28 protein-coding genes are annotated in these 25147 nt (G+C 56.2%); 12 read left to right on the forward strand and 16 right to left on the reverse strand.

Annotation, left to right across the window (positions count from 1 at the left end):
• The first annotated feature begins 51 nt into the window (after positions 1–51).
• The 7 genes from ENH71_RS02755 (at position 52) to ccoP (ending at position 5836) form a co-directional block, all read left to right on the forward strand.
• The gene (locus ENH71_RS02755) at positions 52–702 is read left to right on the forward strand and encodes a hypothetical protein (RefSeq protein ID WP_294136127.1); all 651 of its coding nucleotides are present in this window, start codon (positions 52–54) and stop codon (positions 700–702) included.
• Positions 703–898: 196 nt separating this feature from the next.
• Positions 899–1867, forward strand: a complete 969-nt coding sequence (locus ENH71_RS02760) for a DUF6492 family protein (RefSeq protein ID WP_294136123.1) — start codon at positions 899–901, stop codon at positions 1865–1867.
• 208 nt (positions 1868–2075) lie between these two features.
• Positions 2076–2690 (forward strand): Yip1 family protein, encoded by a 615-nt coding sequence (locus ENH71_RS02765; RefSeq protein WP_294136120.1) that lies wholly within the window; start codon positions 2076–2078, stop codon positions 2688–2690.
• A gap of 51 nt (positions 2691–2741) precedes the next feature.
• Positions 2742–4181: a cytochrome-c oxidase, cbb3-type subunit I gene (ccoN, locus tag ENH71_RS02770; RefSeq protein WP_294136118.1), complete on the forward strand. Its 1440-nt coding sequence runs from the start codon at positions 2742–2744 to the stop codon at positions 4179–4181.
• A complete protein-coding gene (gene ccoO, locus ENH71_RS02775; RefSeq protein ID WP_294136115.1) occupies positions 4178–4825 on the forward strand; it encodes a cytochrome-c oxidase, cbb3-type subunit II in 648 nt (215 codons plus the stop codon). Before ccoN ends, ccoO begins: the two co-directional genes overlap by 4 nt.
• Complete coding sequence (locus ENH71_RS02780; RefSeq protein WP_294136112.1) at positions 4822–4956, forward strand: hypothetical protein; 135 nt, start codon at positions 4822–4824, stop codon at positions 4954–4956. Before ccoO ends, ENH71_RS02780 begins: the two co-directional genes overlap by 4 nt.
• Before the next feature lies 1 nt (position 4957).
• Positions 4958–5836, forward strand: coding sequence for a cytochrome-c oxidase, cbb3-type subunit III (gene ccoP, locus ENH71_RS02785; protein WP_294136110.1), 879 nt, complete (start codon positions 4958–4960; stop codon positions 5834–5836).
• Between the two features lie 30 nt (positions 5837–5866).
• On the opposite strand, the gene ENH71_RS02790 is transcribed toward ccoP, so the two are convergent.
• The 4 genes from ENH71_RS02790 to ENH71_RS02805 form a co-directional block, all read right to left on the reverse strand.
• Positions 5867–6130 (reverse strand): GNAT family N-acetyltransferase, encoded by a 264-nt coding sequence (locus ENH71_RS02790; protein ID WP_294136106.1) that lies wholly within the window; start codon positions 6128–6130, stop codon positions 5867–5869.
• Between the two features lie 113 nt (positions 6131–6243).
• Complete coding sequence (locus ENH71_RS02795; protein WP_294136104.1) at positions 6244–6510, reverse strand: DksA/TraR family C4-type zinc finger protein; 267 nt, start codon at positions 6508–6510, stop codon at positions 6244–6246.
• Positions 6511–6583: 73 nt separating this feature from the next.
• Positions 6584–7348 (reverse strand): FkbM family methyltransferase, encoded by a 765-nt coding sequence (locus ENH71_RS02800; protein ID WP_294136102.1) that lies wholly within the window; start codon positions 7346–7348, stop codon positions 6584–6586.
• A complete protein-coding gene (locus ENH71_RS02805; RefSeq protein ID WP_294136100.1) occupies positions 7345–8973 on the reverse strand; it encodes an alkaline phosphatase family protein in 1629 nt (542 codons plus the stop codon). Before ENH71_RS02805 ends, ENH71_RS02800 begins: the two co-directional genes overlap by 4 nt.
• A 318-nt stretch (positions 8974–9291) precedes the next feature.
• Here ENH71_RS02805 and ENH71_RS02810 point away from each other — a divergent pair, with 318 nt between their 5' ends.
• Positions 9292–10479, forward strand: a complete 1188-nt coding sequence (locus tag ENH71_RS02810; protein ID WP_294136098.1) for a PQQ-dependent sugar dehydrogenase — start codon at positions 9292–9294, stop codon at positions 10477–10479.
• 46 nt (positions 10480–10525) lie between these two features.
• Positions 10526–10921: a DoxX family protein gene (locus ENH71_RS02815; RefSeq protein WP_294136095.1), complete on the forward strand. Its 396-nt coding sequence runs from the start codon at positions 10526–10528 to the stop codon at positions 10919–10921.
• 107 nt (positions 10922–11028) lie between these two features.
• Here the strand turns inward: ENH71_RS02815 and ENH71_RS02820 are convergent, their stop codons facing one another.
• The 10 genes from ENH71_RS02820 to ENH71_RS02865 form a co-directional block, all read right to left on the reverse strand.
• The gene (locus ENH71_RS02820; protein WP_294136093.1) at positions 11029–11745 is read right to left on the reverse strand and encodes a ZIP family metal transporter; all 717 of its coding nucleotides are present in this window, start codon (positions 11743–11745) and stop codon (positions 11029–11031) included.
• Between the two features lie 104 nt (positions 11746–11849).
• Positions 11850–13028 carry a DUF3667 domain-containing protein gene (locus ENH71_RS02825; protein WP_294136091.1) on the reverse strand — a complete coding sequence of 393 codons (1179 nt, stop codon included), beginning with the start codon at positions 13026–13028 and terminating at the stop codon, positions 11850–11852.
• Positions 13029–13136: 108 nt separating this feature from the next.
• Positions 13137–13676, reverse strand: coding sequence for a cytochrome b (locus ENH71_RS02830; RefSeq protein WP_294136088.1), 540 nt, complete (start codon positions 13674–13676; stop codon positions 13137–13139).
• A 372-nt stretch (positions 13677–14048) separates the two neighbouring features.
• The gene (locus ENH71_RS02835; protein ID WP_294136085.1) at positions 14049–14750 is read right to left on the reverse strand and encodes a pseudouridine synthase; all 702 of its coding nucleotides are present in this window, start codon (positions 14748–14750) and stop codon (positions 14049–14051) included.
• Between the two features lie 70 nt (positions 14751–14820).
• Positions 14821–15498 (reverse strand): glutathione S-transferase family protein, encoded by a 678-nt coding sequence (locus ENH71_RS02840; RefSeq protein WP_294136082.1) that lies wholly within the window; start codon positions 15496–15498, stop codon positions 14821–14823.
• Positions 15499–15528: 30 nt separating this feature from the next.
• Positions 15529–16731, reverse strand: coding sequence for a serine hydrolase domain-containing protein (locus ENH71_RS02845; protein WP_294136078.1), 1203 nt, complete (start codon positions 16729–16731; stop codon positions 15529–15531).
• A 51-nt stretch (positions 16732–16782) separates the two neighbouring features.
• Positions 16783–17553: a CPBP family intramembrane glutamic endopeptidase gene (locus tag ENH71_RS02850; RefSeq protein WP_294136075.1), complete on the reverse strand. Its 771-nt coding sequence runs from the start codon at positions 17551–17553 to the stop codon at positions 16783–16785.
• Between the two features lie 134 nt (positions 17554–17687).
• Positions 17688–18530 carry an alpha/beta hydrolase family protein gene (locus ENH71_RS02855; RefSeq protein ID WP_294136072.1) on the reverse strand — a complete coding sequence of 281 codons (843 nt, stop codon included), beginning with the start codon at positions 18528–18530 and terminating at the stop codon, positions 17688–17690.
• The gene (locus ENH71_RS02860; RefSeq protein ID WP_294136069.1) at positions 18523–20037 is read right to left on the reverse strand and encodes a sensor domain-containing diguanylate cyclase; all 1515 of its coding nucleotides are present in this window, start codon (positions 20035–20037) and stop codon (positions 18523–18525) included. The genes ENH71_RS02855 and ENH71_RS02860 overlap by 8 nt, the downstream gene beginning before the upstream one ends.
• Positions 20038–20065: 28 nt before the next feature.
• Positions 20066–21847 carry a tetratricopeptide repeat protein gene (locus ENH71_RS02865; RefSeq protein ID WP_294136067.1) on the reverse strand — a complete coding sequence of 594 codons (1782 nt, stop codon included), beginning with the start codon at positions 21845–21847 and terminating at the stop codon, positions 20066–20068.
• Positions 21848–22091: 244 nt separating this feature from the next.
• Between ENH71_RS02865 and ENH71_RS02870 the strand changes: the two genes are divergently transcribed.
• Entirely contained in the window at positions 22092–22289 is a 198-nt protein-coding gene (locus tag ENH71_RS02870) for a hypothetical protein (RefSeq protein ID WP_294136064.1), read from the forward strand.
• 350 nt (positions 22290–22639) lie between these two features.
• On the opposite strand, the gene ENH71_RS02875 is transcribed toward ENH71_RS02870, so the two are convergent.
• Together ENH71_RS02875 and ENH71_RS02880 are read right to left on the reverse strand one after the other, a co-directional pair.
• Entirely contained in the window at positions 22640–23101 is a 462-nt protein-coding gene (locus tag ENH71_RS02875) for a GNAT family N-acetyltransferase (protein WP_294136061.1), read from the reverse strand.
• Between the two features lie 45 nt (positions 23102–23146).
• On the reverse strand, positions 23147–23551 hold the full coding sequence (locus ENH71_RS02880; RefSeq protein WP_294136058.1) for a winged helix-turn-helix transcriptional regulator: 405 nt from the start codon (positions 23549–23551) through the stop codon (positions 23147–23149).
• A 200-nt stretch (positions 23552–23751) separates the two neighbouring features.
• On the opposite strand from ENH71_RS02880, the gene ENH71_RS02885 reads away from it, so the two are divergent.
• Both ENH71_RS02885 and ENH71_RS02890 read left to right on the forward strand, forming a co-directional pair.
• On the forward strand, positions 23752–24348 hold the full coding sequence (locus ENH71_RS02885; RefSeq protein WP_294136055.1) for a hypothetical protein: 597 nt from the start codon (positions 23752–23754) through the stop codon (positions 24346–24348).
• A 21-nt stretch (positions 24349–24369) separates the two neighbouring features.
• Complete coding sequence (locus ENH71_RS02890) at positions 24370–25101, forward strand: GDSL-type esterase/lipase family protein (RefSeq protein WP_294136052.1); 732 nt, start codon at positions 24370–24372, stop codon at positions 25099–25101.
• The last annotated feature ends 46 nt before the right edge of the window (positions 25102–25147 follow it).

Below are 25147 nucleotides of genomic sequence, written 5' to 3' on the forward strand. Positions count from 1 at the left end.
AGAGTGGCCATGCATTTTGAGCAAATCGTTGAGAAACGAAAGGAGTGAGTCATGAGAAACGCCAAACTGCTGGCGTCTATTGGCGCCGTAATGTTTTCCGCTTCGACTGCCGCCCAAACGCAGTCACCTTACCTGCAACCTGACGATACCTGGATCAGCTTGAGCGGCACCATTGAGTCAGTGCAGAGGGATTCTTTTCTGCTGGATTACGGACGCGCCTCAGTGACTGTGGAAATGGATGACGGCGACCGAGACGCAGATGCCTATAAACTATTGCCTGGCGATAGCGTGACTGTGAACGGTCTGATCGACGATGATTTTTTCGAGATGACCACAATTGAGGCGAGCAGCGTTTACGTCGAGTCAATTAACTCTTACTTCTATGCCAGTGCAATGGATGAGGAGGCAGCCACATTCTTTGATCCGATTGTGACGGTTACAGGCCCGATTATGGAAGGTGACGCCATCATTCAGGGCACGATCACGGCGGTCGAGCCTCTGGAAGAGGAGCTTGTCCTCAATACGGGTGACCATCTGATGATTGTGGAAGTGGATGATCTGGGTTATGACCCTCTGGATAACGAAGGCTATCTGCAGCTGGATGTTAACGACGAAGTCACCATTAGCGGTACCATGACAGAGGAAATGTTCGAGAACCGCTTATTTGAAGCGGACTTCATTGTTACCGTTAACAACTCATAATCCTCTGACCCTGCGACCTGGCGCTTGACGGCACCGGGTCGCACTCCGGGCAATCAGCCGGGATGATCCCATTGAGCCGTTGTTTTACTCCGAACTGCTGTGCTCTGAATTCCTCTGCACTGAATTTCTCTGCACTGAATTTCTCTGCACTGAATTACTGTACACTGGTTCAAGTCAGTCACTGGATCGTATGATAATGGCACCTTCACCCACGATCAGCCTGGTCACACCGACCTGGTCCGGAGATCTGGACCACTACCGCATTCTGTTGCGCTCTCTGGCGCAAGGACCCCTGGGCGGCCTTGAACACACAACGGTGGTTCAGTCAGAAGATTTCGCTGTGTTCTCCGCATTACTGACCGACAGCCAAAACAGTCACACCACCCGACTTCGCACTACTGAACAGGTTTTGCCGCCGGCAATCGAGCAGGCACGACGCCGGGCCACATCACTGCAAACATTGATCGGCCGTCATATGACCCGCATCAGCGGCAGTCTGTCCCGGGAGCTGGGCTGGCCGCACTGGCCGCACTATACCGGTTGGCACACACAACAGATTTCCAAGCTGGCCATGGCGTCACAGGCAGACACAGACTATGTGCTGGTTGTTGACTCGGATGTTGTTGTGACTCCCGCTGCCGATCTGACAGAGATACTGAAACGCGATGCGGTGGTCTGTTTCTCCGATCGTAAGCCACTGGCCCAGTTTAAGGGAAAAACCCGGAAATGGGTCCTGCAGGCTGATGCCTTGTTGCATATCCCGCCCAATCGACAGCAGTCATATGACAGCTACTTCGATACGCCATTTTTGCTACACGTGGCAACGCTCAGATCCATGTTTGCCTGGCTGGAGCAGGCGTATCAGCAACCCTGGTGGCAGGTGCTGCTGGCCCAGCCCCCCAGACGCTGGTCAGAGTTCGCCACCTATAAAGCGTTTTTGCTTGAACTCGCTGACGGGCAATCAGATACAACGGCGCATTGGCAGACGCCGGACATGATGAGCTACATCTTTGATGCCAGCGATACTGAGAGATTGCTGTCAGAGTTTCAGGCATCGTGGCAAGACCCGGACATCCAGTTCATTACCGTGCATTCGCAAAGCAGCGGTCGTCAGCGTTGGCACCCGCACAGCTTTGCCGATGACTTGCTGACACTGATCGGCTAGCGCCACCTGTCAAAAGCTTTGCGCTGGATCAATAAAACCCAGGCCACTACCCCCTATACTGCGGCCCGTCACACTTGGCAGCGAGACTTCAACACTTACCAATTAATGTGTTAGGGTGAAACTTCGAGATTGTAACGCCACGTTCACGTTATTGGCATTGCGGCTGTCCAACTGTGCTTTGACGTTGACCCCAACCAGCGGAAGGCCTATGAGCTCAAACATCTCCAGTCTGACCCTGTTCAGATCTCTGTACCAGCCGCAGCAGGCGTTTGCCGAGCTGGCCCGAGCGGAACCCTCGTCGCTTCGTATTTTCCTGAGCTATTCTCTGTGGCTACTGCTTTTACCGCCGGTGTTCTCGCTGATCGGCGCCGCCAATTTTGGCTGGCGACTGGGCGCGGATCAACCTCTGTTCATGACCACCAACACCCTGCTGATAATCAGTGCCGGTTATTTTGTGGCGCTGCTGTTCGGACTTTTCAGCACTGCCATCATCAGCCGCTGGATGGCAAAAACCTATGGTGCCAGTGTCTCACTGGGACGCCATATGGCGCTGATCACCATGGTCGGTCAGCCATTGGCGATAGCCAGTGCCGCGCACCTTTTCCCTGATGTACTGGTTAACGTGCTGGTTCTGATTCCCGCTACCATCTGGGGCATGTATCTGCTTTACAGCGGTATTCCTGTCGCCCTGGAGACGCCGCCCGAACGTGGCATGCTGATGGCCTCGGCGCTGATGGCGTGGCTGCTGGTGGCTGTCGTGAGCCTGCTGGGGATCAGCATGTCGCTGTGGGTGCTGGGCGTGGGCCCGCTGCTGGGCGTTTAATTCTTTAAAAGACCTGTTACCAAACGATTTCAAAAGCAAATGGAAAACCTGATGCAAGCTGTCGAGAACAAGATTTACCAGGACAAGATTGTCATCCGCCTGATCCAGTTCTCGGTGATCTGGGCAGTGATAGCGATTTCAGTCGGGGTTTATATTGCCGCCGAGCTGGTATGGCCCACCATTGATTTTGGTCAATTCTGGCTGTCATACGGACGCTTGCGCCCCGTGCACACCAATGGCGTCATCTTTGGCTTTGGGGTTTCTGCACTGATGGCCACTGGGTTTTATAGCGTGCAGCGCACCTCGCACGTGACGTTGTTCGCGCCGCGCCTGGCCTGGTTTGTGTGTTACGCCTGGCAGCTCATCGTATTGCTGGGGGCATTGTCATTGCTCGCTGGCTGGAACACCACCAAAGAGTACGCCGAGCTGGAGTGGCCCTTTGATATCGCCATTGCCATCGTCTGGATCTGTTTTGGTGTCGTGTTTTTTGGCACCATCGCCAAGCGAAAAATCAAACCCATCTATATCTCCAACTGGTTCTATGGCGCGCTGATCATCGTTATCGCCATGCTGCACGTGGTCAACAGCCTCGCCCTGCCCGTGTCGATTGACAAGTCCTACTCCGCCTATGCCGGCGCGCAGGATGCCGTGGTGCAATGGTGGTACGGTCACAACGCGGTAGGTTTCCTGCTCACCGGCGGTTTTCTGGGCATGGTGTACTATTTTCTCCCCAAGATTGCCGGCCGTGCGATCTGGAGTTATCGCCTGTCCGTGGTCGCGTTCTGGGCCTTTGTTTACGCGTATATCTGGGCCGGCCCGCACCACCTGCACTACAACGCCATCCCCGAATGGGTACAGTCGCTGGGCGTGGTGATGAGTGTCATCCTGCTGGCACCCTCCTGGGCTACGCTGGTCAACGGCGTGATGACCGTCAGCACAGCCTGGGAAAAACTGCGCACCGACCCCGCGCTCAAGTTTATTGTGCTGTCACTGGCATTCTACGGCCTGGCCACCTTTGAAGGGCCGATGATGGCCATCCGCAGCGTCAACGTGGTCAGCCACTTTACCGACTGGACCATTGGTCACGTGCATTCCGGCGCGCTGGGCTGGAACGCCATGATCACCTACGGCACCTTCTATTTCCTGGTGCCGCGTCTGGCCGGCCGCGAGCTGCACAGCACCCGCCTGGCCAACCTGCACTTCTGGCTGGCCTTCGCCGGCACCATGTTGTACATCATAGCCATGTGGGCGGCAGGTGTATCCCAGGGTCTGTTGTGGCTGAGCATCGACAGCATCGGCGAGCTGAGCTTTGATTTCAAGGACATCATGGCCAGCATGACCCCGTATTACCTGCTGCGGCTGATCGCCGGGCTGGTGTTTCTGCTGGGGACCGTGCTGATGGCCTACAACCTGTTCATGACATTAAAAGGCCAGCGCGCAGTCAAGGTCACGCCACCGGCGGTGGATCCAGCTTACGGAGTTAACGCATGAACGGTCTGACATTTCATCGCAAAATTGAAGAAAACACCGGGCTGCTGATTTTTGGCATTCTGTTTGTGTCAGCCATTGGCGGGTTGGTTCAACTGCTGCCGGTGCTGACGCAGGAGAGTCTGGAAACTGCCAGCGCCAACACCCGCCCTTACACCGCTGTGGAACTGACCGGCCGCGACATTTACATGCGCGAAAACTGCGTAGTGTGCCACTCCCAGCAGATTCGCCCGTTGATTGCTGAAGTTGAACGCTACGGACCGTATTCGCGCGCAGGCGAGTTCGTATACGACCGGCCGTTCATGTGGGGCTCCAAACGCACCGGCCCTGACCTGCACCGGATCGGCGGCAAGTATTCTGATGACTGGCATCGACTTCACCTACTGGACCCGCGCGCGGTGGTACCGAACAGCATCATGCCAGCCTACCCCTGGCTGGCGGAGCGCGACGCGATCGAAACCGGCAACATCACCAACAAACTGACGGTGCTGCGTCGTCTGGGTCACCCTTACACTGACGAACAAATCGCCAACGCTGAGGCTGACCTGGAAGGCCTCACCGAAATGGACGCACTCATCGTCTACCTGCAAATGCTGGGCACCGGTTTCAGCGAAGAAGACGCCGGGATGCAAGGGGGTGCACATTGACCATGTTCATATTTCTGGGCGACATGCTGGTCATGGGATTTATGATCGGCCTCGCCATCTGGCTCGGTAGCCGGGGTACCAAAGAGTCCCTGGACCGCGCTTCACGTATACCTTTGGAAGACGAGGACTGATATGGCTATGTTGCCTTCAGGTTTTTGGGCCGGCTGGATTGTCGTTGTGACTCTGGTGTCACTCGGCGCTGTATTGTGGCTGGTGTGGAGTATTTATTTTGGCCGCGACCAGCAGGAAGAGTCCGAGGTCGAACCGGTCTGGGACGAAACCCTGGCAGAAGGGCATAATCCGCCACCGCTATGGTGGTTCTGGCTGCTGTTCGGCTCAATGATTTTCTCGCTGATCTATCTGATCTTTTTCCCGGGGCTGGGCTCCAACCCCGGGTTGCTGAACTGGTCGCAGGGACAACAGGTCGCCAGCAGCCAGGAGAATTTTGAAGAAAGTTTTGCTGCCGCTCGCATGGCGGTGGTCGACATGGATCTGGCAGAGATCCAGGGCGATTCCAACCTCATGGATACCGCCGGCCGCATATACCAACGCGAATGCGCGGTGTGTCACGGACCTGAGGGTCGCGGACAGGCCAACCTGTTCCCCAACCTGCAGGATACCGTGTGGCAATGGGGAGGCTCGCCGGAACAGATTGAACAGACCTTGCGTGGCGGCCGCAACGCCAACATGATTGCCTGGCAGAGCATCCTTAGCGCCGAAATCATTGATGATGTCGCCGGGTATGTGATGACGCTGCACGAAGGCGGCGACGAAACTCATCCGGGCAAAGCCATGTACGAACAAAACTGTGCGGCCTGTCACGGTGTTGATGGCGCCGGCAATCCGATGCTGGGTGCATCACGACTGTCAGATGATATCTGGCTGTATGGGGGCGATCTCGACACCATCCGCGAAACCCTGCTTTATGGCCGCACCGGCCAGATGCCAGCTTTTGGCGAGCGTCTGGATGATTTCCAGATCAAGTTGCTGGTGGCTTTCCTGGCGCGCTGAGGTTTCGATTTCCTGAGACCGCACCAGGCATCAACGCAGAAATTTTTGTACATACCAACAGCTGGCCTGAATCTGCAGGTTCTGCGCTTTGGCCCATGACAGACCGCGGCGCACCAGGGCTTCGGCAATGCCCTGGCCACGCAGTTGTTCCGGCACGTAGGTGCGGGTGAAGTCTACACCCGGGTTGCCAGCGTCCGCTACAAGCAAACGGTATTGCAGAATGGACTCCTTGCCGTCGGTATGGACCGTAAAACAGTGACGTTGCGGGTGATGTTCGATCCGGTTTGCAGGCATAGGCTAATACCCTTACTTGGTAACAACAATGACCAGCTCAATCAATTGAGTGGTATAGAGGAGTGTCACAGCAACGCCTGGGTCGTGGCAGGCACAGCCTCGCGCGGATGCTTTCATCTAAGCTGGCTGTCTTTGCTGCCGCGCCGATTAATGCCCGACGCCCCTGATTCATCTTCTTCAAGTTCGCTCTGGCAGCTGATGCATAATTGCACACCGGGCATGGCCTTACGCCGCGCCTCGGGAATTTTTTTACCGCACTCCTCGCAGACCCTGGCACTTTCACCAACGGCCAGCCCCTGACGGGCACGCTCCACAGCTTCTTCAACACTGGCGTCAATCTGATCCTGTACGGCACCGTCTTTCGACCAACCACCTGCCATGATTTTCTCCCACACAACTCTGTGTCAACAGTAGACCGTCTCAGGTACGGTTTAGTTTCCGCGTCAGTTGGCGTTACTTGCGCCGGTTGGCACTGACCAGCCGGGCATACACATCGCCACTGCCTTCACGCACTTGCCCAAGATGCTGGTTCATATCTTCCGCGGACAACCACTGTTCAAACTGCAAGCGGTGCGTTTCACCGGGTGCCAGGTTGTACTGGTATTCGCCCAGCTCCTGCAATCGCTTGATGCAGCCCAGCGCAACTGCAATGGCTGCCGGGATGTATTCGAAGGACAGCGCTGCCAGTGGCCGCGACAGACCTTGCAGCACAGCCAGTTCAAAGCCCTCAACGTCGATCTTGCAGAAAGCCGGCTCACCCCAGGTGGCGATGAGTGCATCCAGTGTCGTCACCGGCACGGTAACCTGTCGGTCCCACTGCACCTTCTGGAATGATGCATCTTTTTTGACGTGTGTTATCCAGTCCTGTGACATGGTCGTCACAGTGGGCGTGCGCGTACTGATGTGCAGTGTGGCTTCGCCGGGCTCTGCACCGACGGCTTGCTCAAGCAAGGTGATGGCAGTATCCGCGCCGTATCGACGCCGCAGGGCCTGCATCAACAAAGGCTGCGGCTCCAGCGCCACGACGCGCGCTCCCAGGGTCCGCCAGGCCATAAGGCGATTACCAACGTGTGCGCCAATCTCAAAGCACAGGTCATCGCGCTGAATAAACTGACCATACAGACGACGCATGCGCGCTTGCCGGCCGGGGATACCGTAATACATCAGCAGAGATCGCCAGAGTCCGAATCGTTCCCGCCAGGTTGTTTGTGCTGTCATTTTAACTCCTGTTGCCGGGAGGCGGAGAAGGCGTCAACAAAACGGTCGCGCAACCGGTCCATACGCCACACCGGTGCGTTGCCATCCGGCAGCAATCCCGGCTGCCATTGCCAGTCTTTGATCGCCTCAATGACCGCGGGGTCATGGGCAATCAAATGCACGGGCACCTGCTTGTCATCGCTGTCGCCAGTGATAAACGGTGCTGCCGGGTGGTCTCCCAGCACCATGATGACCAGATCCTCATCGCCATATTCCTGCACGTAGGACACCAGGGTCTGCAACATATATTCAATCGATTGCCGGTAGTGATCACGAATGCTGTCGACCTCGGCCCAGACCTCTTCCGGGCTGAGTCCGGCCTGCGCCTGGGCATTAAAGACCTGTCCATCACCGATTTCATCCCAGGGTAGCAACCTGGCTACCGGTGTCCAGGGGGCATGCGAGGATATCAGCGCCAGTTCGGCCATCACCGGGCGTCGGATGCCTTCACCGCGTTCAAGCCCGTGCAGCGCTGACCAGACATATTGATCCGGCATGGTCACCCAGTTAAAGGGCAGCCCCTGGTAACCAAAATTGTTGGCGTGATAAATCTGATCATAACCATAGTAGTTGCCTTCCGGCCATGCCATGCTGATCGCCGGCATCGCCGCCACCGTGCGCCAGCCGGCATCACGGAATAGCCGGTTAAGCGTGGCACGCCGGCTGATAACCAGGCTTTCATAGCGCGTCTCACTGTCAATCCAGGCACCCGACAAAGCCGATGCGTGTGCCAGCCAGCTTAGCCCACCCACCGTGGGTGATGTCAAAAATGCGCTGCGCATGTGGACACCATCGGCCTCCAGTGTTGACTGCGCCTGCAGCAGAGTCGCCCGTATTGAGTCGGCAAAGGGCTCACGCTCCAGCAGTGCCCGACCATAAGACTCAGCGAACACAATAAACACATCCTTACCCTGCAAGCGGTCAAACAGGCCAGCGCCGGAACGGTCAGCCCATTCGTCTTCATTCACGATTGCGGCAAACTCGCGTATGTCGCGAACGCTGTAAATCGTGTCCTGCCCGTGCAACACCAACTGATCCCAGGCAAAGGTGCCAGTGCGCCGCCACCCCGAACTGTCGAGAATCAGTCCGACCAACAGCAGTGCCAGCAGCGCACCACCAGACAGACGCGGTGCGGACCGCAACGCATGTTGTATGCGGCGCAGCATGACATAAGCCAGCCAGCACAACAGGCCGGCTGCCACCGCCATCATAAAGCCAACTGCCAACGCCGCAAAATCACCCAGCACACCGGTCAACAGGCGACTGCCGTCCGCCAGCAGGTGACTGTCAAACACCAGATTAAAGGGACGCGCAAAAATCTCATGGGTCACCAGATCCGCGCCCCGCAACAAAATGCCCAGACCAAGCAGCAGAGTCAGCAACCACCGACAGACATCGCCGGCACGTCCCGGGACCAGCAGCAACAACCCGATCATCATGAATTCCAATGGCAGGAAAATGAAGGCAGGCGGATTGATCCAGGCCAGGCGGTTGGGCAGGGTTAATGCGACAAACAGCCCGATGAAAGCAATCATGGTCAGGAAGAAGCGGAGGTCGGGGCGATAACGCAAATTGGGGTCCATCATAGGGAAAGCTTAGAATGAGAATACGCAGTGTAACCCATGATGGACCATGCTGGTGCCGCTATCAGGCCGGCAAAAGCATATTGGCAGTGACTGGCGTGGTTATTGCTGCCGCAGTCGATACGTCCCGGTCAACGTCTCAGCCAGCAGATTTTTGGTCAGTATCTCGGTATACTCGTTAATCTGTATTACCTCATTGCTATTGGCGTTTGCGGCGCCGCCGGATTATCGGCGGCAGCAGCGCAAGGCCGATTTTGGCCCGATTGCTCATCTTCGGCGCCAATACTGTTTCGTATACCGTTTCTCCCAAGGATCAGATTTATGCCCCGAAGCCTCATCGCCTTTATTACCGCACTCGCACTTCATGCCGGCATGGCAGCGCCTGTTTACGCCCAGGGCCGGCCAGTGCCCTACCCGCTGCCCGAAGCGCCGGTGGTGCTGGAGACGATCAATGCGCGTATCAACGTATCCGTAGTAGCCGAGGGCATACCGCGTCCGTTTGGGTTTGCGGTACTGCCCGATGGCGACATCCTGGTCACCGACCGCTACACGCCGGCACTTCGGGTCATCCGCGACGATATGCTTGACCCCGAGCCACTGCAAGGGTTGCCGGCAATTCGTACCGGCTTTCATTCCGGGCTGCTGGACGTTGAAGCGCACCCGGATTATACAAACAACCAACTGATCTATCTGACCTACCACACCGCGCTGGAAACCGACGGTGAATACGCCATAACGCTGGGTCGGGCCCGTTATGACGGCAGTGACACGCTGGCGGATTTTGAGCAGCTTTTCATCGGCACGCCGATGACCATCTCGGGTGGTTCACGCATGGTGTTTGCGCCCGATGGCAAACTGTTTGTGACTGTCGGTGGCGCCATGGACAGACGCCCGCTGGCGCAGGATCTCGCGCGACTGGAGGGCAAAGTGCTGCGACTGAATGCTGACGGCAGCATCCCTGCTGACAACCCGTTTGTCGGCCAGGCCGATGTGCACCCGGCAATCTACTCCTACGGCCACCGCGACCAGTACGCCGTGGCAATACATCCGGAGACAGGTGAACTGTTTCACGCCGAACTCGGCCCACTGGGCGGCGACAAGCTCAACGTCATCAAGGCTGGCGGCAACTACGGCTGGCCTTTGTACGGTTATGGTAGCTACAACGACGGTGAGCCCATGGAAAAACTGCCACGGGAAGGATTCGAATCAGCGCTGTTGATCTGGCAACCCGGCATTGTGCCCTCCGGCCTGATGTTTTACAGCGGCGATGCTTTTCCCCAATGGCAGGGCAACCTGTTTGCCGGCAGCATTCAGCGCGGACGCCTGCCCGGTAGCGGCGGTCTGGAGCGCCTGGTGTTCAACGAAAACATGTGGGAACTGCAGCGCGAAACCCTGGTGACAGAACTGCATCAGCGAATCCGGGATGTTGCCCAGGGACCGGACGGATTTATTTATCTGTTGACTGAAGAAGACAACGGCGCGGTACTTAAACTGCAACCAGCCCAATAGTCACTATTACCTGGGTCCGCCGCGAGTACCCATTCGGAGAATACACATGCAACATGCTAATAATAAATTCAGAATAGCGGCCTGGATACTCGTCGCGCCGGCAACCCTGTTTCTGCTGATGGCGGGAAGCACAAAGATGCTGGGCGCCAACCCACTGGCCAGCCTTGACGCCATGGCGCCGTGGGTTTTCTGGATTGGCCTTGGCGAAGTAACTGCGGCGATTCTATACGCCGTGCCAAGAACGTCGATAATCGGGGCGCTGTTCCTGAGCGCACACCTGGGCGGTGCCATCCTCTTTCATATTATAAGAGGGGAGAATTTTATCGGCCCTGTGCTGACCAGTTTCTGGTTTCAATCACTGCTGCTCGCCAGCGTTTGGGCAGTGGTGTTCCTGCGTTATCCGGCGATCATTTCGAACTTCAAGGACCAGGAAAAAGACTAACAAACAATACCTGCCGTCATTGCCGCCACCTTCATCGCCACGGAAGAACCTGTGTCCTCATGGATCCGTTTTCCCGTAGCCGTGTCAGGTGGCGTACGCAGCATCATTTAACCCAACAATTTGTGTCCTACCATCCCTACCAGAAATCCAAGGCTAACGCCCAGTGTCGGCAGTCTGCTGTTCTGCATTTTGGACATCGGCGCGATATCCTGGAATATCAGATACAGTATTCCACCACTGGAGAACAGCATCAATGCCGCTGTAAGATGAGGCAGGTCACTCAGTAAATAGTATCCCGAAGTAGCAGAAACAATGCCGGAAAAGCTAAGCAAAAACAGAATAACAAGACATTTCCGCGATGAATATCCACTGGCGCTAAGATCACCAAATGAGTTGAAGGATTCGGGGAAATTTTGCAAACCGATAAAGACGGCCAGCAGCAAACCCAGCTCAGGGTCTGCGGCAAAAATGGCTCCCAGTGCAATCGACTCAGGTACAAAATCCAGGAGCATGGCCAGCAGTTGAGAAGCAGAGCCGCCTTTCTTTGCTATATAGCTGTCCAGGGAATAGAAAAAAATGGCGCCTGCCAGAAAGGTCGCCGCCATCGGAAACATAGGCAACACCGCCATGCCTCGCGGCACCAGCACGAAGGCGACGGCCGCAACGATTATGCCTCCGCCAAAGGCAATGGATGTATGTAGAATTTCTTCCTTGAGTAACCCCTCGCGAACATGCCTGTCAAAAACATTCGCCAACAAGCCGCCCAGAAAAACAGTCACACCGGCAAGCGATGAGTACAGTGCAATCCGCATTAAGTCGTCCATTCATGCCCCTGCTCTGTGCATTGCCTCACATAGTTTTATGAGTTGCCTGTTGCCTGATTCAGATAAATTTGTGCTGTGCCGGCCGCAGACAGACCATAGTCAGACTACAGAGTGACCAGGCCTATAATGGCCGCCACAGTCAGCACTGCCAGTATCATGACGGTATACAAAACACCCAGGCCAGTAAATTTAATCAGTGTCATCGGCCAGTCCTGCGCATAGACGCGTTTCTGCATCAGCAGAAGGTAGACAGGAAACCAGATCATTGAGATTGCGAACAGGAAATCGAAAACGAAACCAAGCACAGGTACCGCCTCGGTAACTGAACTTAGCGTACCCAGAATGATGCTGACCACAATCGCCAGAAACAGAAAACTGTGACTGTGCAACGCCACGACCAGATGTTCCATGTACAGGCGGCGCTTAAAGAGATAGAAGATCTTTAACAGTAACGCAAAAATTGGCATCAGCACAAAAAGCGTGACTGGTAATAAATTATACATCGCCTCAATCAGGCTGCCCGGGTCATCACCGGCGCGCGCAAGATTATCTTCTGCCTGCGTCAACCACTGGCTCATCCATTGATTCAAAGTCTGGTTTACAGTTGCCGGCAGCCATGCAATGTCCAGAGGTGTCGTCTCAGGATCCCAGAGTTGTCGCCCATCAAACCGGAGGATCGGGCCTGCAGGGGCTTGCTCCGGTGACGGCTGCACAGATGAAGAATCTGCCGCGTCAGATTCACCACCCAGCTGCACAATCCGCCGCTCAGCGGCTGCATTGATTACATTGACCGCCAGATTGATACCAGACACAGTAAGACCCTGCTCTGAACCCTGCTCCATGCCAGCGCGCGCTTGCTGCAAATCATCGATTGCCCGATCGCGGGCGATAATGACTTCCTCCACCGTCTGATAGGAGGAAAACTGGGCGTCAGCTGCGCTAACCTCCAGCCCCGACCACCCCTGCGGCACCGCTACCAGCTGCAGCATAAGAAAGGTGATCAGACTGAGCGTAAAGAAGAGGCGAAACGGCAGCACATAGCGTACCCGTCGGCCGACAATAAAATCATTGGTGACATAGCCCGGACGGAAATATATCTGCAGCAGCGTGCGCCATATACGATTATCATACTCAAACAGCGTTTCAACCAGGTCGCCCATGATGACCGGAAAGTCGCGCACCATGCCTTTGACCGGCTGGCCACAGACATGACACCAGTTACCCTGCAGCGGTGTCCTGCAGTTCAGGCATACTGGCGTTGGTTCCGGCGATACTGGGTTCATGCACTGGATCCTGGCGACACTGGATGACAGCCCGTGAGCTATCGCTGGATTGTGGCATCAATTGCATAAGAATAGAACGACGGTTTTATTTACCAGGCTGGTTGAGTATTAAACCATCCGGCGAAATATGCCGTCTTTGCGGAACATATGTCGGAAAGCGGCCGCAATGTGACCCGCTATCAGCACACTCAGGGTAATGGCCAGCGCGCCATGGATTTCAAACAGAAGCTCAGCCAGATCGCTGTCCTGCGACACAAAAGGCATCGCCGGCAGGTCATATCCACCCAGCGTAATCAGCGCAGGATACGCGGTCACCCCGGCCCAGCCAAACAACGGCGTCAGCACTAACAGCAGGTACATCAGGTGATGCAGCCCCTTGGCGGCCATCTGCAGTTTGCGGGGTATCTGTTCCGGGTAGGGTGGGCTGGTTAACCGTATTTTTACTACGATTCGCAGGACCATCAGCAACAGCACACTAAAGCCAATGGCTTTGTGCCAACTGTACAGCGCATCCGTCAGCGGTCCCCAGACGTCGGCCTCTGCGCGTGACGCCATCCACAAGCCGACAGGTATCAACGTAAGTACCATCAGCGCCATTATCCAATGCAACGCTCGCCAGCCTGCGGGATATTTTTGAATCGGCAGCATACACTCCCCTTCTCTGAGACCAGTTCTGACCCTGGTTTCGCGGTACCTGAGCAAAAGTCCAGGCCCTGATTGTCTGCACAATGCAGCAGTGACAGGGACAATACGACAGCGTCATCTTATACGGCCCATCAGGTACAGGCCAGACAATACAGCCACCGTGAGCATCATGATGCACTGTTTGTGTTGCCCAACTATGTCGCTTCGCTGATAGCCGTAGCCATGAAATGCCTGACCCCCAGTTTCTGGCATGACCAAACTGATCGCAAAGATGGTGCTTGATTCAGTTACGACAATATCGGTCGCATAGCGCTACGTTCGAAACCACATTGATTGCTTCTGGTCTATCTGCCAGTAATTCGAAATTCATCTCTTTCATTCCCTTAAACTTTCACCAATTGTCAGCAGTCTGCTGCACCCGACCTCCAGACCCTCCAGGGAAATATTCCCGACAGACACCCGGTGCAGAGCCAGGACTTCATTCTGAAAAAAGCCGAACATGCGTTTAACCTGGTGATACTTTCCTTCGATCAGTGAAAGTCTGGCGCTATAGTCGGAGAGTATCTCCAAATTTGCTGGTTTAGTGGTAATGTTCTCATAACCAAAGTAGATGCCCTCACGAAACACAGCAATGTAATCATCGCTTAAGGGCCCGGCCAAAGTAACCTCATACGTCTTTACCAATCCGGACTCAGGCGAACTTATCTTGCGCGACCAGGACCCGTCGTTAGTCAATAGCAGCAACCCCGTGGTATTAAAATCCAGGCGGCCAACAATGTGCAGCTCATCCTTCTGTGGATGCTCAATAAGATCCAGTACGGTGGTGTGTTTCGGATCTTTGGTCGCGCTAACAACTCCGCGGGGTTTATTAAGCATGATGTAAACAGGCTGGTTATCCTGCAGGCACTCACCATCCAGAACGACATGAGTGAACTGCGTTACTTTTTGCTGAATGGAACGCGCGACAAGCCCATCCACAAGAATTCTTTTCTGAGCAAGCAAAAGGCGCGTATCGGCAAGTGAATACACACTGTGCCGACTAATAAAACGATCAAGTCTCTGGGTCCTGGATTTCATGTGAAGCTGCAATCATGGACTGGCGCGAACGGGGCCTGGCATAATCAACCGGGTGCGATGACTGGTTACATTAAATCCCATACAGCGCTTTCAGATGCGCCATGAAATGGGGACGATTCTCTGCAGCGTCACTGCGAATTTTTTTGACATGTGGCCTTGCTTCCATCCGTATGCAGTAGGCATCCAGTCCCGGCACCTCTGCCAGTGGATCCTTGCCCAGGAACGCTTTACCAATGTTGCGTACGATCGGCAGATTCAGGATCGCCGCGATATCCGCCAGGGTAAACTGGTCACCATAGGCAAACTGCTCAAAGCTGGACAGCCGGGGCAGCGCGGCGACCGCTTTATCGAGGCTGCTGGCCACCTCTTTCAGCACCGTCGGATCGGGCTCTGTGCCGGCCAGCAGGTTGCGAATAAGACGACGCGCGACAAGCTCAAAATAAAGTTCGATGAACTGCGACAGTTCCTGCACTTTGGCAATACCAAAGGGTGATGCCGGCAGTAACGAAGGCTCCGGGCAGGCCCGTTCTATGTATTCCAGAATTGCCCGGGATTCGCTGATAAATCCTTCTTCCGTTTCAAGTGCCGGTACTTTTCCCAACGGACTCTTGTCGAGATACTCGGGTTTGTACGTTGGACCTACTCCGGTGTAGGACAAAACCTCCTCAAACGCTATGCCTTTCTCAAGCAGGGCAAGTTTGGGTACATTGTAGTAATTACTGGCAGAGAATCCGTGTAGTTTGATCATTTATACTCCGGTTATTTTTGTGCCCGAAAACTATTGAAAAAAATCTGACAAAGCCTGCAGGAATTCGTATTCATTCAACCCGGCGCGGTAAAGTGGCTTGGGCTGTGCGCTCCACATCGCGACCACCAGGTTTTTGTCCGGATCGACAAAAACATATTGACCAAAGATCCCCTCAGCGGCATAACTTCTGCCATGCAAAGGCCACAGCATATAGCCATACGGCACTGTCTCACCGCCCACGATCTTTGGTGTGCTCGCAGCCTCGATCCAGCCATCCGGCAATACCCGCTCGCCCTCAATAACGCCGTCATTGAGCAGAAATAAACCAAATCGCGCGTAGTCACGCAAGGTTGCGGACAGACCACTGCCGCCTACTTCCAGGCCGTCGGGGGATTGCAACCACCAGTTGGCATCAGCTTCCATACCCATTTTCGACCAGATTTTTTCCGACAGGTACTCGGCCACCGGCTTACCGGTAGCCGCCTGCACCAACGCGCCCGCCAATTGGGTTTCGCCCGTGCTGTAGTTCCACACGGTGCCCGGCTCGGCAGCGCGCGGCAAGGAGGCCATCAGGTCCAGGACGGCGCCGGGTTGTCGTCCGATTTGCGCCTCCAGCATGCGTCGCCTGTCTGATGTCGGGTCGGTGTAGGTCTCGTTCCAGGCAACGCCGGAGCTCATCTGCAGCAGGTTTCTGACAGTGACACCGTCGTAAGCTGAGCCCTGAAAGCGCGGCAGATAATTGACGATCGGATCGTCGATACTTTCAATAAATCCATCCTGTATGGCGGCGCCAATCAATGTCGCTGTCATCGACTTCACCACCGACATGGACATCCACCGGGTGTGTTCATCGTTACCCAGCAAATATTTCTCGAACAGGATTTCACCGTCACGGATTATCACCATGCCGCTGACCCGGTTCATGGCAAGTACGTCGTAAAGGTCATAGGTCTGATCGTCGACGGAATACGAAAATTCCTGCAACGGCTGGTCGCTGACCGGCAAGACACTGACAGTCTCACCTCGCGAAACTGTGCGCGTGGGAAACAGCCGGTCAATATTACGGAAGGTGTTGACCTGAATGTCAGGATACAGTTTGCCATCATAAACCTGACGGACCGTGCCGATGTCTTCGTCCGCATGGCGATAGGGCAATTCTGCTGCGCTGACCAGGCCGGTCAGGGCCAACGTCATGACTAACGTGGAAGCTGCTGTGACTCTGGTAGTGATCATTTAACAGTAGTCCTCGTTTAGAGTGATGTGAAATTTACCGGGCGCACCTCATTATGCTGCGCCCAGGCTCAAGGCGTAGCTCACTGCATGCGCTGTCGCATGAGCAATAATGGCCGATTCCAGACCATAACGCCAATACAGGTAACCGAACAGCACCCCGAAGACAGCGTTCGCGCCGATCACAAATAACACCACATAACCCGTCAGTTGCCCTACCTGCACTGCCGCTGCCGGCAAATGCCCCGCGCCAAACAGCAATGCGCTGACGATGATGGCAAGCCAGATAAAGGCTGGTTGCGGGGTTCCGCTGCGTCGCTGCAGGAATCGCCACGCCAGCCAGACCAGAACCGTCATCAGACCCCATCGCAACAGCAGCTCTTCCGTGACGCCACCATATAACACGCGAGCCAGAATCGGCACGACAAACTGCTGTTCTACGTCCGCAAGCACGGCTGGTGAAGCGTAGCCACCAATTGCGAAGAGTGCTACTCCTCCGACAACGCCCCCGATCAGACCGGGGAGAATTTGCGGCCGTAAGGCGGATGTGATTGAGCCGGCAGTCACTGCAGCCTCAAAAACAGTCGCTCGAAGACCAACTTTGGGCGCCAGCACTACGCCCAGCCAGACGGCAAGCGCAACCAGCAGAGCGCTTTGGGCAACACTCACCAGCTGCACCAGCCAAAGCGGAACGCCGAGCGGCGCATCAGCCACGAGCTGGGGTATCACTGTCATCGTAAGCGCGAGCACGCCGAACATGCCGGCAACCCACATATATAGGCCAAGCCGCAGTCGAGAAGTGTTTGCGGGGTCTGGTATTGTCATCGTTGTATCCTTGGCCATGTCGCCTGGTTCAATGGCTGTGGTGAACTGGTGGCTGGTTTACAGCTCAGTGCAAAGCAGGCAGCAGTTCACAATCCGACTGCAACAGCACTCAATGACACGATGACCCCATCAGGCTATTTCGCCCTGATTGTCCACCTTTCGTCGCCGCAGATCACACAGTCTTCGCCCTCAAACATGCGAGCGGCTTCTTCGTCGCCACGCAGGTGCATTCTGAACCAGGCGGTCATTGCGCCTCGGTAACTGCCGCCGGTGAACATGGGGGCCAGGTGCGTGGCGCCGCGGAGGGTGAGCCAGGTGACGGGGACGTCGGTATTGTAGTAGACAGGTTGCTGATGCGTGTCGGGGGGCGCGGTGACATCGTCGGCGCCAGAGAGCAGCAGCATGGGGCCGGACTGCCCGCGCACGGCGGTGGGGTTGAAGCGTACGCCCTGAATGTAGGGCTGCAGGGCGACGACGGTGGTAATGCGCAGGTCACGGCCGAGCATGATGGCGCCGGCGCCGCCCTGGGAGTGACCAGCGACGCCAATGTGGGCCGGATCGAGTCGGCCCTGGAAAGGTCCGGGTTCGCTATTCAGATTAAGGGCAAAGTCCAGGCATCGGCTCATCTCGCGACCGGTGCCGGGATTGGGACTCATGGCCGCGACCACCACAAAGCCGTGGCTGGCCCAGTGCTCCAGTAAATCGCGGTAGGACGCGGGACTGGTGCCGGTGCCATTGCCCCAGATGATAATGGGATGGCGACCGTAGTCCATGTTGATGGGATGGAAAATGCGGCAATGCGGACCGCCGCGGGTAATGTCGACCCCGGCCCTGGAGCCAATATCAAAGTAGGATTGATGCAGGCTCTGATTGTCTAGTCGCGGGCCGGGCGTGGCCGTGCAGGCGCTGAGTAGTAGCACCGACAGGACAAGCAAAAAAACGTGTTGTGCGATGCGCTCGCATCGGGACTTAGACATGGCGCTTCCTGCGCTGCTGTTTAACGGCGTACATGGCCTTGTCGGCGGTGGCGAGCAATTCGTCTGCGTCGGGCACCTCCTTGCCCTGCCAGCGGATGACCCCGACGCTGGGACCGCCGTATTCCAGAGTCATGGTGGGCAGTTCGAACTTTCCGGACATGGCATTTTGCAATCGTTCGGCTATGGCCTCTTCAGCGTTATCCAATTGGTCGCAATGGTTTACCGCGACAAGGATAAACTCGTCGCCGCCATAGCGTGCAGTCAGGTCGCCACTGCGCGCGGTGCTTTGCAGGCGTCGGGCGATCTCTTCCAGAAAGTCGTCACCGACATCGTGACCGTGGGTATCGTTGATGATCTTGAAATTGTCCAGATCAATAAAAGCCACATACACGGTTTCGCCAGTGCGGGCGGCATGGCCCAACAGGCGCTTCATCTCTTCTACAAGGTAACGCCGGTTGGGTAGTTGGGTGAGCGGGTCGTGGCGCGCGTGCAGGGTCAGCGTGGCGTTGGCAGCTTCCAGCAGTTCATGGTCGTGATGGCGCTCGGCGAACAGGGTCAGGGTTTGCCAGCAGCTTTGCACCATGGCCTGTTCGGAATCACTGATGCTCTCTTCACCGCCGATCAGTAACACACCGCCGAGCAATTCATCACCGCTTGCGGCAGCCATGACGAACAGCAGACTGTTGTAAGCCTGGCCAGTGGCGGCAAGCGCTTCCTGTACATCGGTCCCGGCGTAGTTGGCTTTGACGAACAGCGGCTGATAACCGATACCGGAGCGGGCATCACCGAGCATGGTCTGGATAAGAGGCTTGTAGGCCTGCTGACCCGCTTGCACTGCGTGGGCAACTCCCTGCTCGGCGACAAATGGCACCGCGTCCTGCCAGAAACTGCGCGCGGTAAAACTGCGGGCAATGCCGTTAAGCAGTGGCGACAGGCCGGAGGCCGACAGACACATGGCGCCTATCTCGGCCACAAACTGCATTTCACTGGCACGGACTTCGGCGGCCAGTGCCCGTTCAGTAGCTTCACGGGCAGCTTTCTCGCGTGATGCCTGTTGTGAGATCAGCCGGGTAAACAGCTCCAGTAGTTTGCTGACATCGGGGCTGACATCGACTGGGTGAGCACTGGCGCCGCACAGAGTGCCGTAAAGTTCACCATCGTCGGTGTACACCGGACTGCTGAGATAAGTCTGCAGACCAAGGGCGGCAGCGGCTTCGGAGTCGCCCCAGACCGAAGGCACATCTTTGGTGAGGAAACTCTGTTCCTGCAGGGCGCGCCGGCATAGAGTGTCGCTCCATGGTACGGTGAGACCCTCGGGGATGTTGAGATCGCCGATATTGCGGGCGTACAGAATACGTTGCACACCCGCAACCTCGTCGATGGTAGTGAGGTAGGTGCTTTCAAGATGCGTCATCTTTTCCAGCAGCTCCAGCATCGGCCGGGTCAGCTCTTCCAGATTGTGGGCCTGCGATACTGAGTTCGCGAGGTATTCCAGAGTGTCTGCCATAATTCCCCCTGCCTGATCCCTGTCCTCCTTAAAAGTGGGCCTTGTCGTTTAGCATCACGTCGGCATCCTGCCATGCTTCTATCAACCGCATGCGTGCCAGGTCGGCTTCTTCAGTCTGTCCCATCTGCTCCAGCGCGTCGGTCAGTCCGGTCAGCGCCCAGCCGTTGTTCTGCAATAACACCAGGTCTCTTTCAAAAACGTTCATCGCCTGATTGTATTCCCCGGCGTCCAGATGTGCCTGGCCCAGGAACAGACGCATGGATTGCAACCAGTCTGGTGGCTCCATGTAACGTAGCGCATCCTGCAGGGCGACGGCCTGACGGAAGGACTCAATGGCTTGATCGTGATCGTCGCGAGCGCTGGCAATTTCACCGGCCAGGGCATGGGACGCGATCGCCAGCATATCGCTGGTGGTATTGACGGCAGCGCGCTGGCTGTCGAGTACAGGATCATTGCGTACTTCCTGCAGCGTGTCGTATTCGGCTTGTGCAGCATCAACATCACCCTGACGCAGGTAGGCTGAGCCGTGCATGTAATTGAGCATGCCGGTCAGGTAGGGTTGCTCGGGAGCAGGGTTTTCCAGCGCCAGCAACTCATCAAAACGTCCGAAGGCTTTCAGGGTCATCCAGTGAGCTACCACCGTACGCAGGCCCCGGCCCTGAGTCAGCGCTTCCGGTTCTGCCATTGCCGCCATGGGTCCTGACACGTCCAGCGCGCGCTGGCTGTTGCCCTGCAGGATACCGGCCCAGTGGATGAAGTTGGTGGCGTGACCACCGTGGTTGGTGGCGGACAGGAAGTAGGTGCCGGTGCGCGGCAACTCGCGATTGCCCCATTCGGCGACCACGGCGTCGTCTGCGCTAAGCGAGCGCTGGTTGGTAGTAATGGCATCATCATAACGGCCGACACGCATGTAAATGTGACCGGGCATGTGCACCATGTGGCCGGCCATGGGCGTCAGAGACTCCAGCCGGTCAGCGGAGTCTTCGGCGCGGCCCGGCTCAAACGAGGCCTCCAGCAGGTGGATGTGCAGGTGTGTCAGGCCGGGATGCGCAGGGTTCTGCTCCATGCCGGTTTCCATGACTTCCAGCGCGCGCTCGACACCGGGCAGAGGGCTGCCATCGTCGGGATCGTAATAGGTCCATGGCGTCGACATCATCAGGCCGTGCGAGACCAGGAAGGCAGCTTCCAGATCGCTGGGGTTCTCGGCGTAATTGGCTTCCGCAGCGTCGATAAAGGCCTGTGTGCGGGCAGCGACCTCCGGATAGGTTTCGGTATCAAACAGCGGCGCGAGGGCTTCGATCAGACCCTGTTCGGCCTCCGGGCGGGTGTCGCGGGCGGCCATGGCGGCATTGATGGCACTGAGACCGGCACCCATGGGGTCATCCGGTGCGCCGCCGTAACGGCTGTTGGGATTGGGGCCTATGGCCAGTGCTTTACCCCACTGAATCATGGGGTTACCGGGCTCAAAACACAATGCGGCGTTAAACGAAGCGATCGCTTCCGGGAAATAATAGCTGTAGGTCAGGCGCATGCCCTGGTCAAAGTAAGCCTGCGTGGTCTCCATGGCAGTGCCAATGCCGCGGCTGTAGGTGCCACCATCGCTGAGGATGGGCGCCAGTTCGTCGGCGCAGGCCGCCATGTCCTGCAAAGCAATCTGACTGATGGCTGGCGCAGGCGCACGCACGGCGGTGGTTTCCGCCTGCTCCGGCTCATCGCTGCTGCAGGCGGCGAGGCCGAGCAAGGCGATGGCGCCCAGTAGCAGCGGATAGTTCTTGGTTCGCGATTCTTTGATGCCATCTGGGTGCGTCACGGGCGTGTTGTCCTCGTTATTATTGGTCGAATAATCAGGCAGTTGATATCTTTGACTATACGCCTGTGGAGGCTTGCCGCCAAGCACGGGCCCCCGTGACTTAAGGGCAAAGTGGTCTTTTGCAAGGCAAATATCCGGCATATGTACGGATTGTAGGCTATACCTGTTTGTAAGGGACGACGTTGTGCTTACGCCGCGCCCTTGGCGCATAATGTATTGAACTTAATTTCACATGGAGATAGTGATGAGAGAATTGACTTCGATGGAGATTCAGCAGGTTGGTGGCGGCGGCGTGTTTACTGCGGCACGTCAGATTATTGTTGGCGGTGCGGCATGGGATGCCATGAAGTCCGCAGCGTCCTGGTTCGGGAACACTTTCCTGGCCAGTGACGGCTCAGGTGGTTCACGTTACCCCATAGAAAACTGCCAGGAATGCAGTTGATGGGTATTTTATGAGTAAGAGACAGATCAAGTATTTGGCGGCTTTCCTGGGGTTGGTTGTTGCCTTGTTTGTCTACACAATTGGCAGCAGGGTAGCGCTTCAGCAAGCGCCTGTCTCTTCGGACTCGATATCCGCTTTCCTGTCAGTCATCGTAATTTCTTTGGTGATCACGGCCCAATCTCACGGGACTTTGCGGCAGGATCTCATATCAATCCTTTGCGTACTGGCTGGCTTGGTCGCTTACATGGCGGTCAAGTCAGTCTTCACCTTGCCTCCCGGGTTGCATGCTTACCTGTCACTGACATGGGGCGCGATGGCGTCCGCCGCGCTGCATTGCTTGATACACGCACTCAATCAAAAGCAATCGACATGATGGTAACAGGCGTGCCGTTGTAGAGCTCCTCGCTGTGTACCTGCCAGCCCAGTTTGGCATAGAGCCGGGCCTGATCGGGGGTATACAGGTACAGGCGTTTAACGCCGCTTGCTTGCGCGTGCTGCATAACGCGTTTGACCAGCACCGAGCCGATGCCTTTGTGGCGGTGCTGTTCAGCAACGTAGACGCTGGCCAGCCACGGGCTGAGCTCGGGATGACTGCTCATATCATCGGCCAGTATGCAGGCCGAACCCAGCAGTTCGTCATTATTTTCAGCCACAAACGTGGTGGGAATCGCCTTGCCTTCCAGGTCCTCACGCATCTCTTCAATGCGTTCGTCCAGTGTGCGCGCCGGGTTCAGATAGGACCATTCGGCATGATGCCACTTCGCCAACGGCAGCAGGTGGTGTGGCTTGTCTTTAAGTGAGCTTATCTGCATGGCGATAAATTACCGGGATGTCAGAGGAGGTAAACGGGCGGCCTGTCACCAGCCCGCGCGTATGGCGGCAATCAGTTTGTCTCTGTCCTGTTCAAGGCGCGCCAGAAAAGACCGGGAGGCATAAGTGTTGGCGTCGTACTTGCCACTCCACCTGGTGATTTCAAGCATTATCGGCAGCAGGTCACGCCCCTTTTGGGTGAGCGAATAAACGACTCTGGAGCGATTGGATTCTTTCACGCCCTTGGTCACGATACCCAGCTCTTCCAGTCGTTTCAATCGATCAGCGAGGATATTGGTGGAGATTTTTTCTCCGGATGCCAAAAAATCTCCGTACGATTCTTTGTCATTGAACATGAGGTCGCGGATGATCAGCAAGGTCCATTTGTCGCCAAATGATTCAAGCGCATAGTTAATCGGGCAATGTGATCGGTGCGGGAAATTGTCGGCCATTGCTTATTTATACATCAATACTTGCGTTATGCAAGCCTTGATTTCGACAGGAAATTGCTTTTTGCAAGCAAGTGACTGTTTGATCGCGGAATCAGTTTATCAACGCTCTCCCCGGGCGGCAGACCAGACCCGGCGGTTAGAAGTTCTGGCGTATATGTATTAGCATTGCCGTCCTGTTTTCAAGCCGAGACTCTTTCCCCATGCGCCCACGCAAGATCCACCGCCTTGTTGGCATTCTGTTGTTGCTGCCTTTTGTTGCCTGGTCCACGACGGCGATTTTTTTCCTGGTGCGCCCGGCGTACACCGAGGCCTATGAGCAATTACAGGTCCGGCAACTGCCCATGGCTAACATTATTCAGTTTGTGCCGGATCCGGCCTGGCTGCAGGCTCGATTCTCCCGCACGGTGTTGGGCGAGCATTTGCTGGTACTGGATACGCAGGGTTGGCAGCATCTGGACGCTTTTGCGCTAGAGCCCCGGCCCGTGCCATCGGGAGAGGAGCTCAGGCTGCTGCTCAACGATGCCATCAGTCATAACCCGGAGCGTTACGGCACGGTGGAGAGCCTGTCGGGCATGACTGCAACAACCGATACCGGAGTGGAGATCAGTGTGAACTGGGATTCGTTGACCCTGAGCCAGCGCGGGCCGGACACCCGCTGGATTGATCTGGTTTATGACATCCATTACCTGCGCTGGACCGGCTTCGAGATTTTTGATCGCATTTTTGGCCTTTTTGGCTTATTTTTATTGATGTACATGACGTATAGCGGCGCGCGTATGGCGCTTGGCCGCAGATAACTGATGACTGGAGAGTGCCGGATGTTAAACAACAATAAGATCGTTCGAATGTTCGGTGCTGCGCTGGTGGCATCCTGGGTGGTGGGCTGTGCCGGGATTGCGCAAACACAAAGCGGTGCCGGATATGAACAGCCCGACCCCGCGCGTTACGAGGAGGCGATTCAGCGCTTCGAAGCCATGGACCGGCAGTCGCCACCGCCGGAAGACGCGATCGTGCTGACCGGCAGTTCGAGCATCATGTTCTGGAATGAGGAAGCACCAGCCGACCTGGCGCCACTGACAGTGATCCCGCGTGGCTTTGGTGGCAGCGTGATGTATGACGTGCTGCACTTTCTTGATCGCGTGGCGCTTACCTACAAGCCGCGCGCCGTGCTTATTTATGAAGGTGACAACGACACCGGTCGCAACAACATTCCCAATGATGTGATTATTGAGCAACTGGAAACCGTCATTAACCGTATCCATAACGAGCTACCGACCGCCCGTGTCTATGTGTTGTCGGTCAAACCCAGCATCGCGCGTCAGGCCACCTGGCCGATTGCGCAAGACCTGAATGGACGTTACCAGCAAGTGGCGGCCGGCAACCCGCTGGTACATTACATCGATGTTGCCACCCCATTCCTGCAGGCAGACGGCAGCGTGATGACCGACATTTTTGTCGACGACAACCTGCACCTGAACGAAAAAGGTTATGACATCTGGGCAGCCAGCATTCGCGAAGTGCTGATGGAACAGGAAGCGCAATACGAATGAGTAATGCGGACCGCAATAAAGGGGACGGAGGGAATACTTTTTAATC

Source organism: Pseudohongiella sp. (genome assembly GCF_011050365.1).
Classification (GTDB): Bacteria; Pseudomonadota; Gammaproteobacteria; order Pseudomonadales; family Pseudohongiellaceae; genus Pseudohongiella.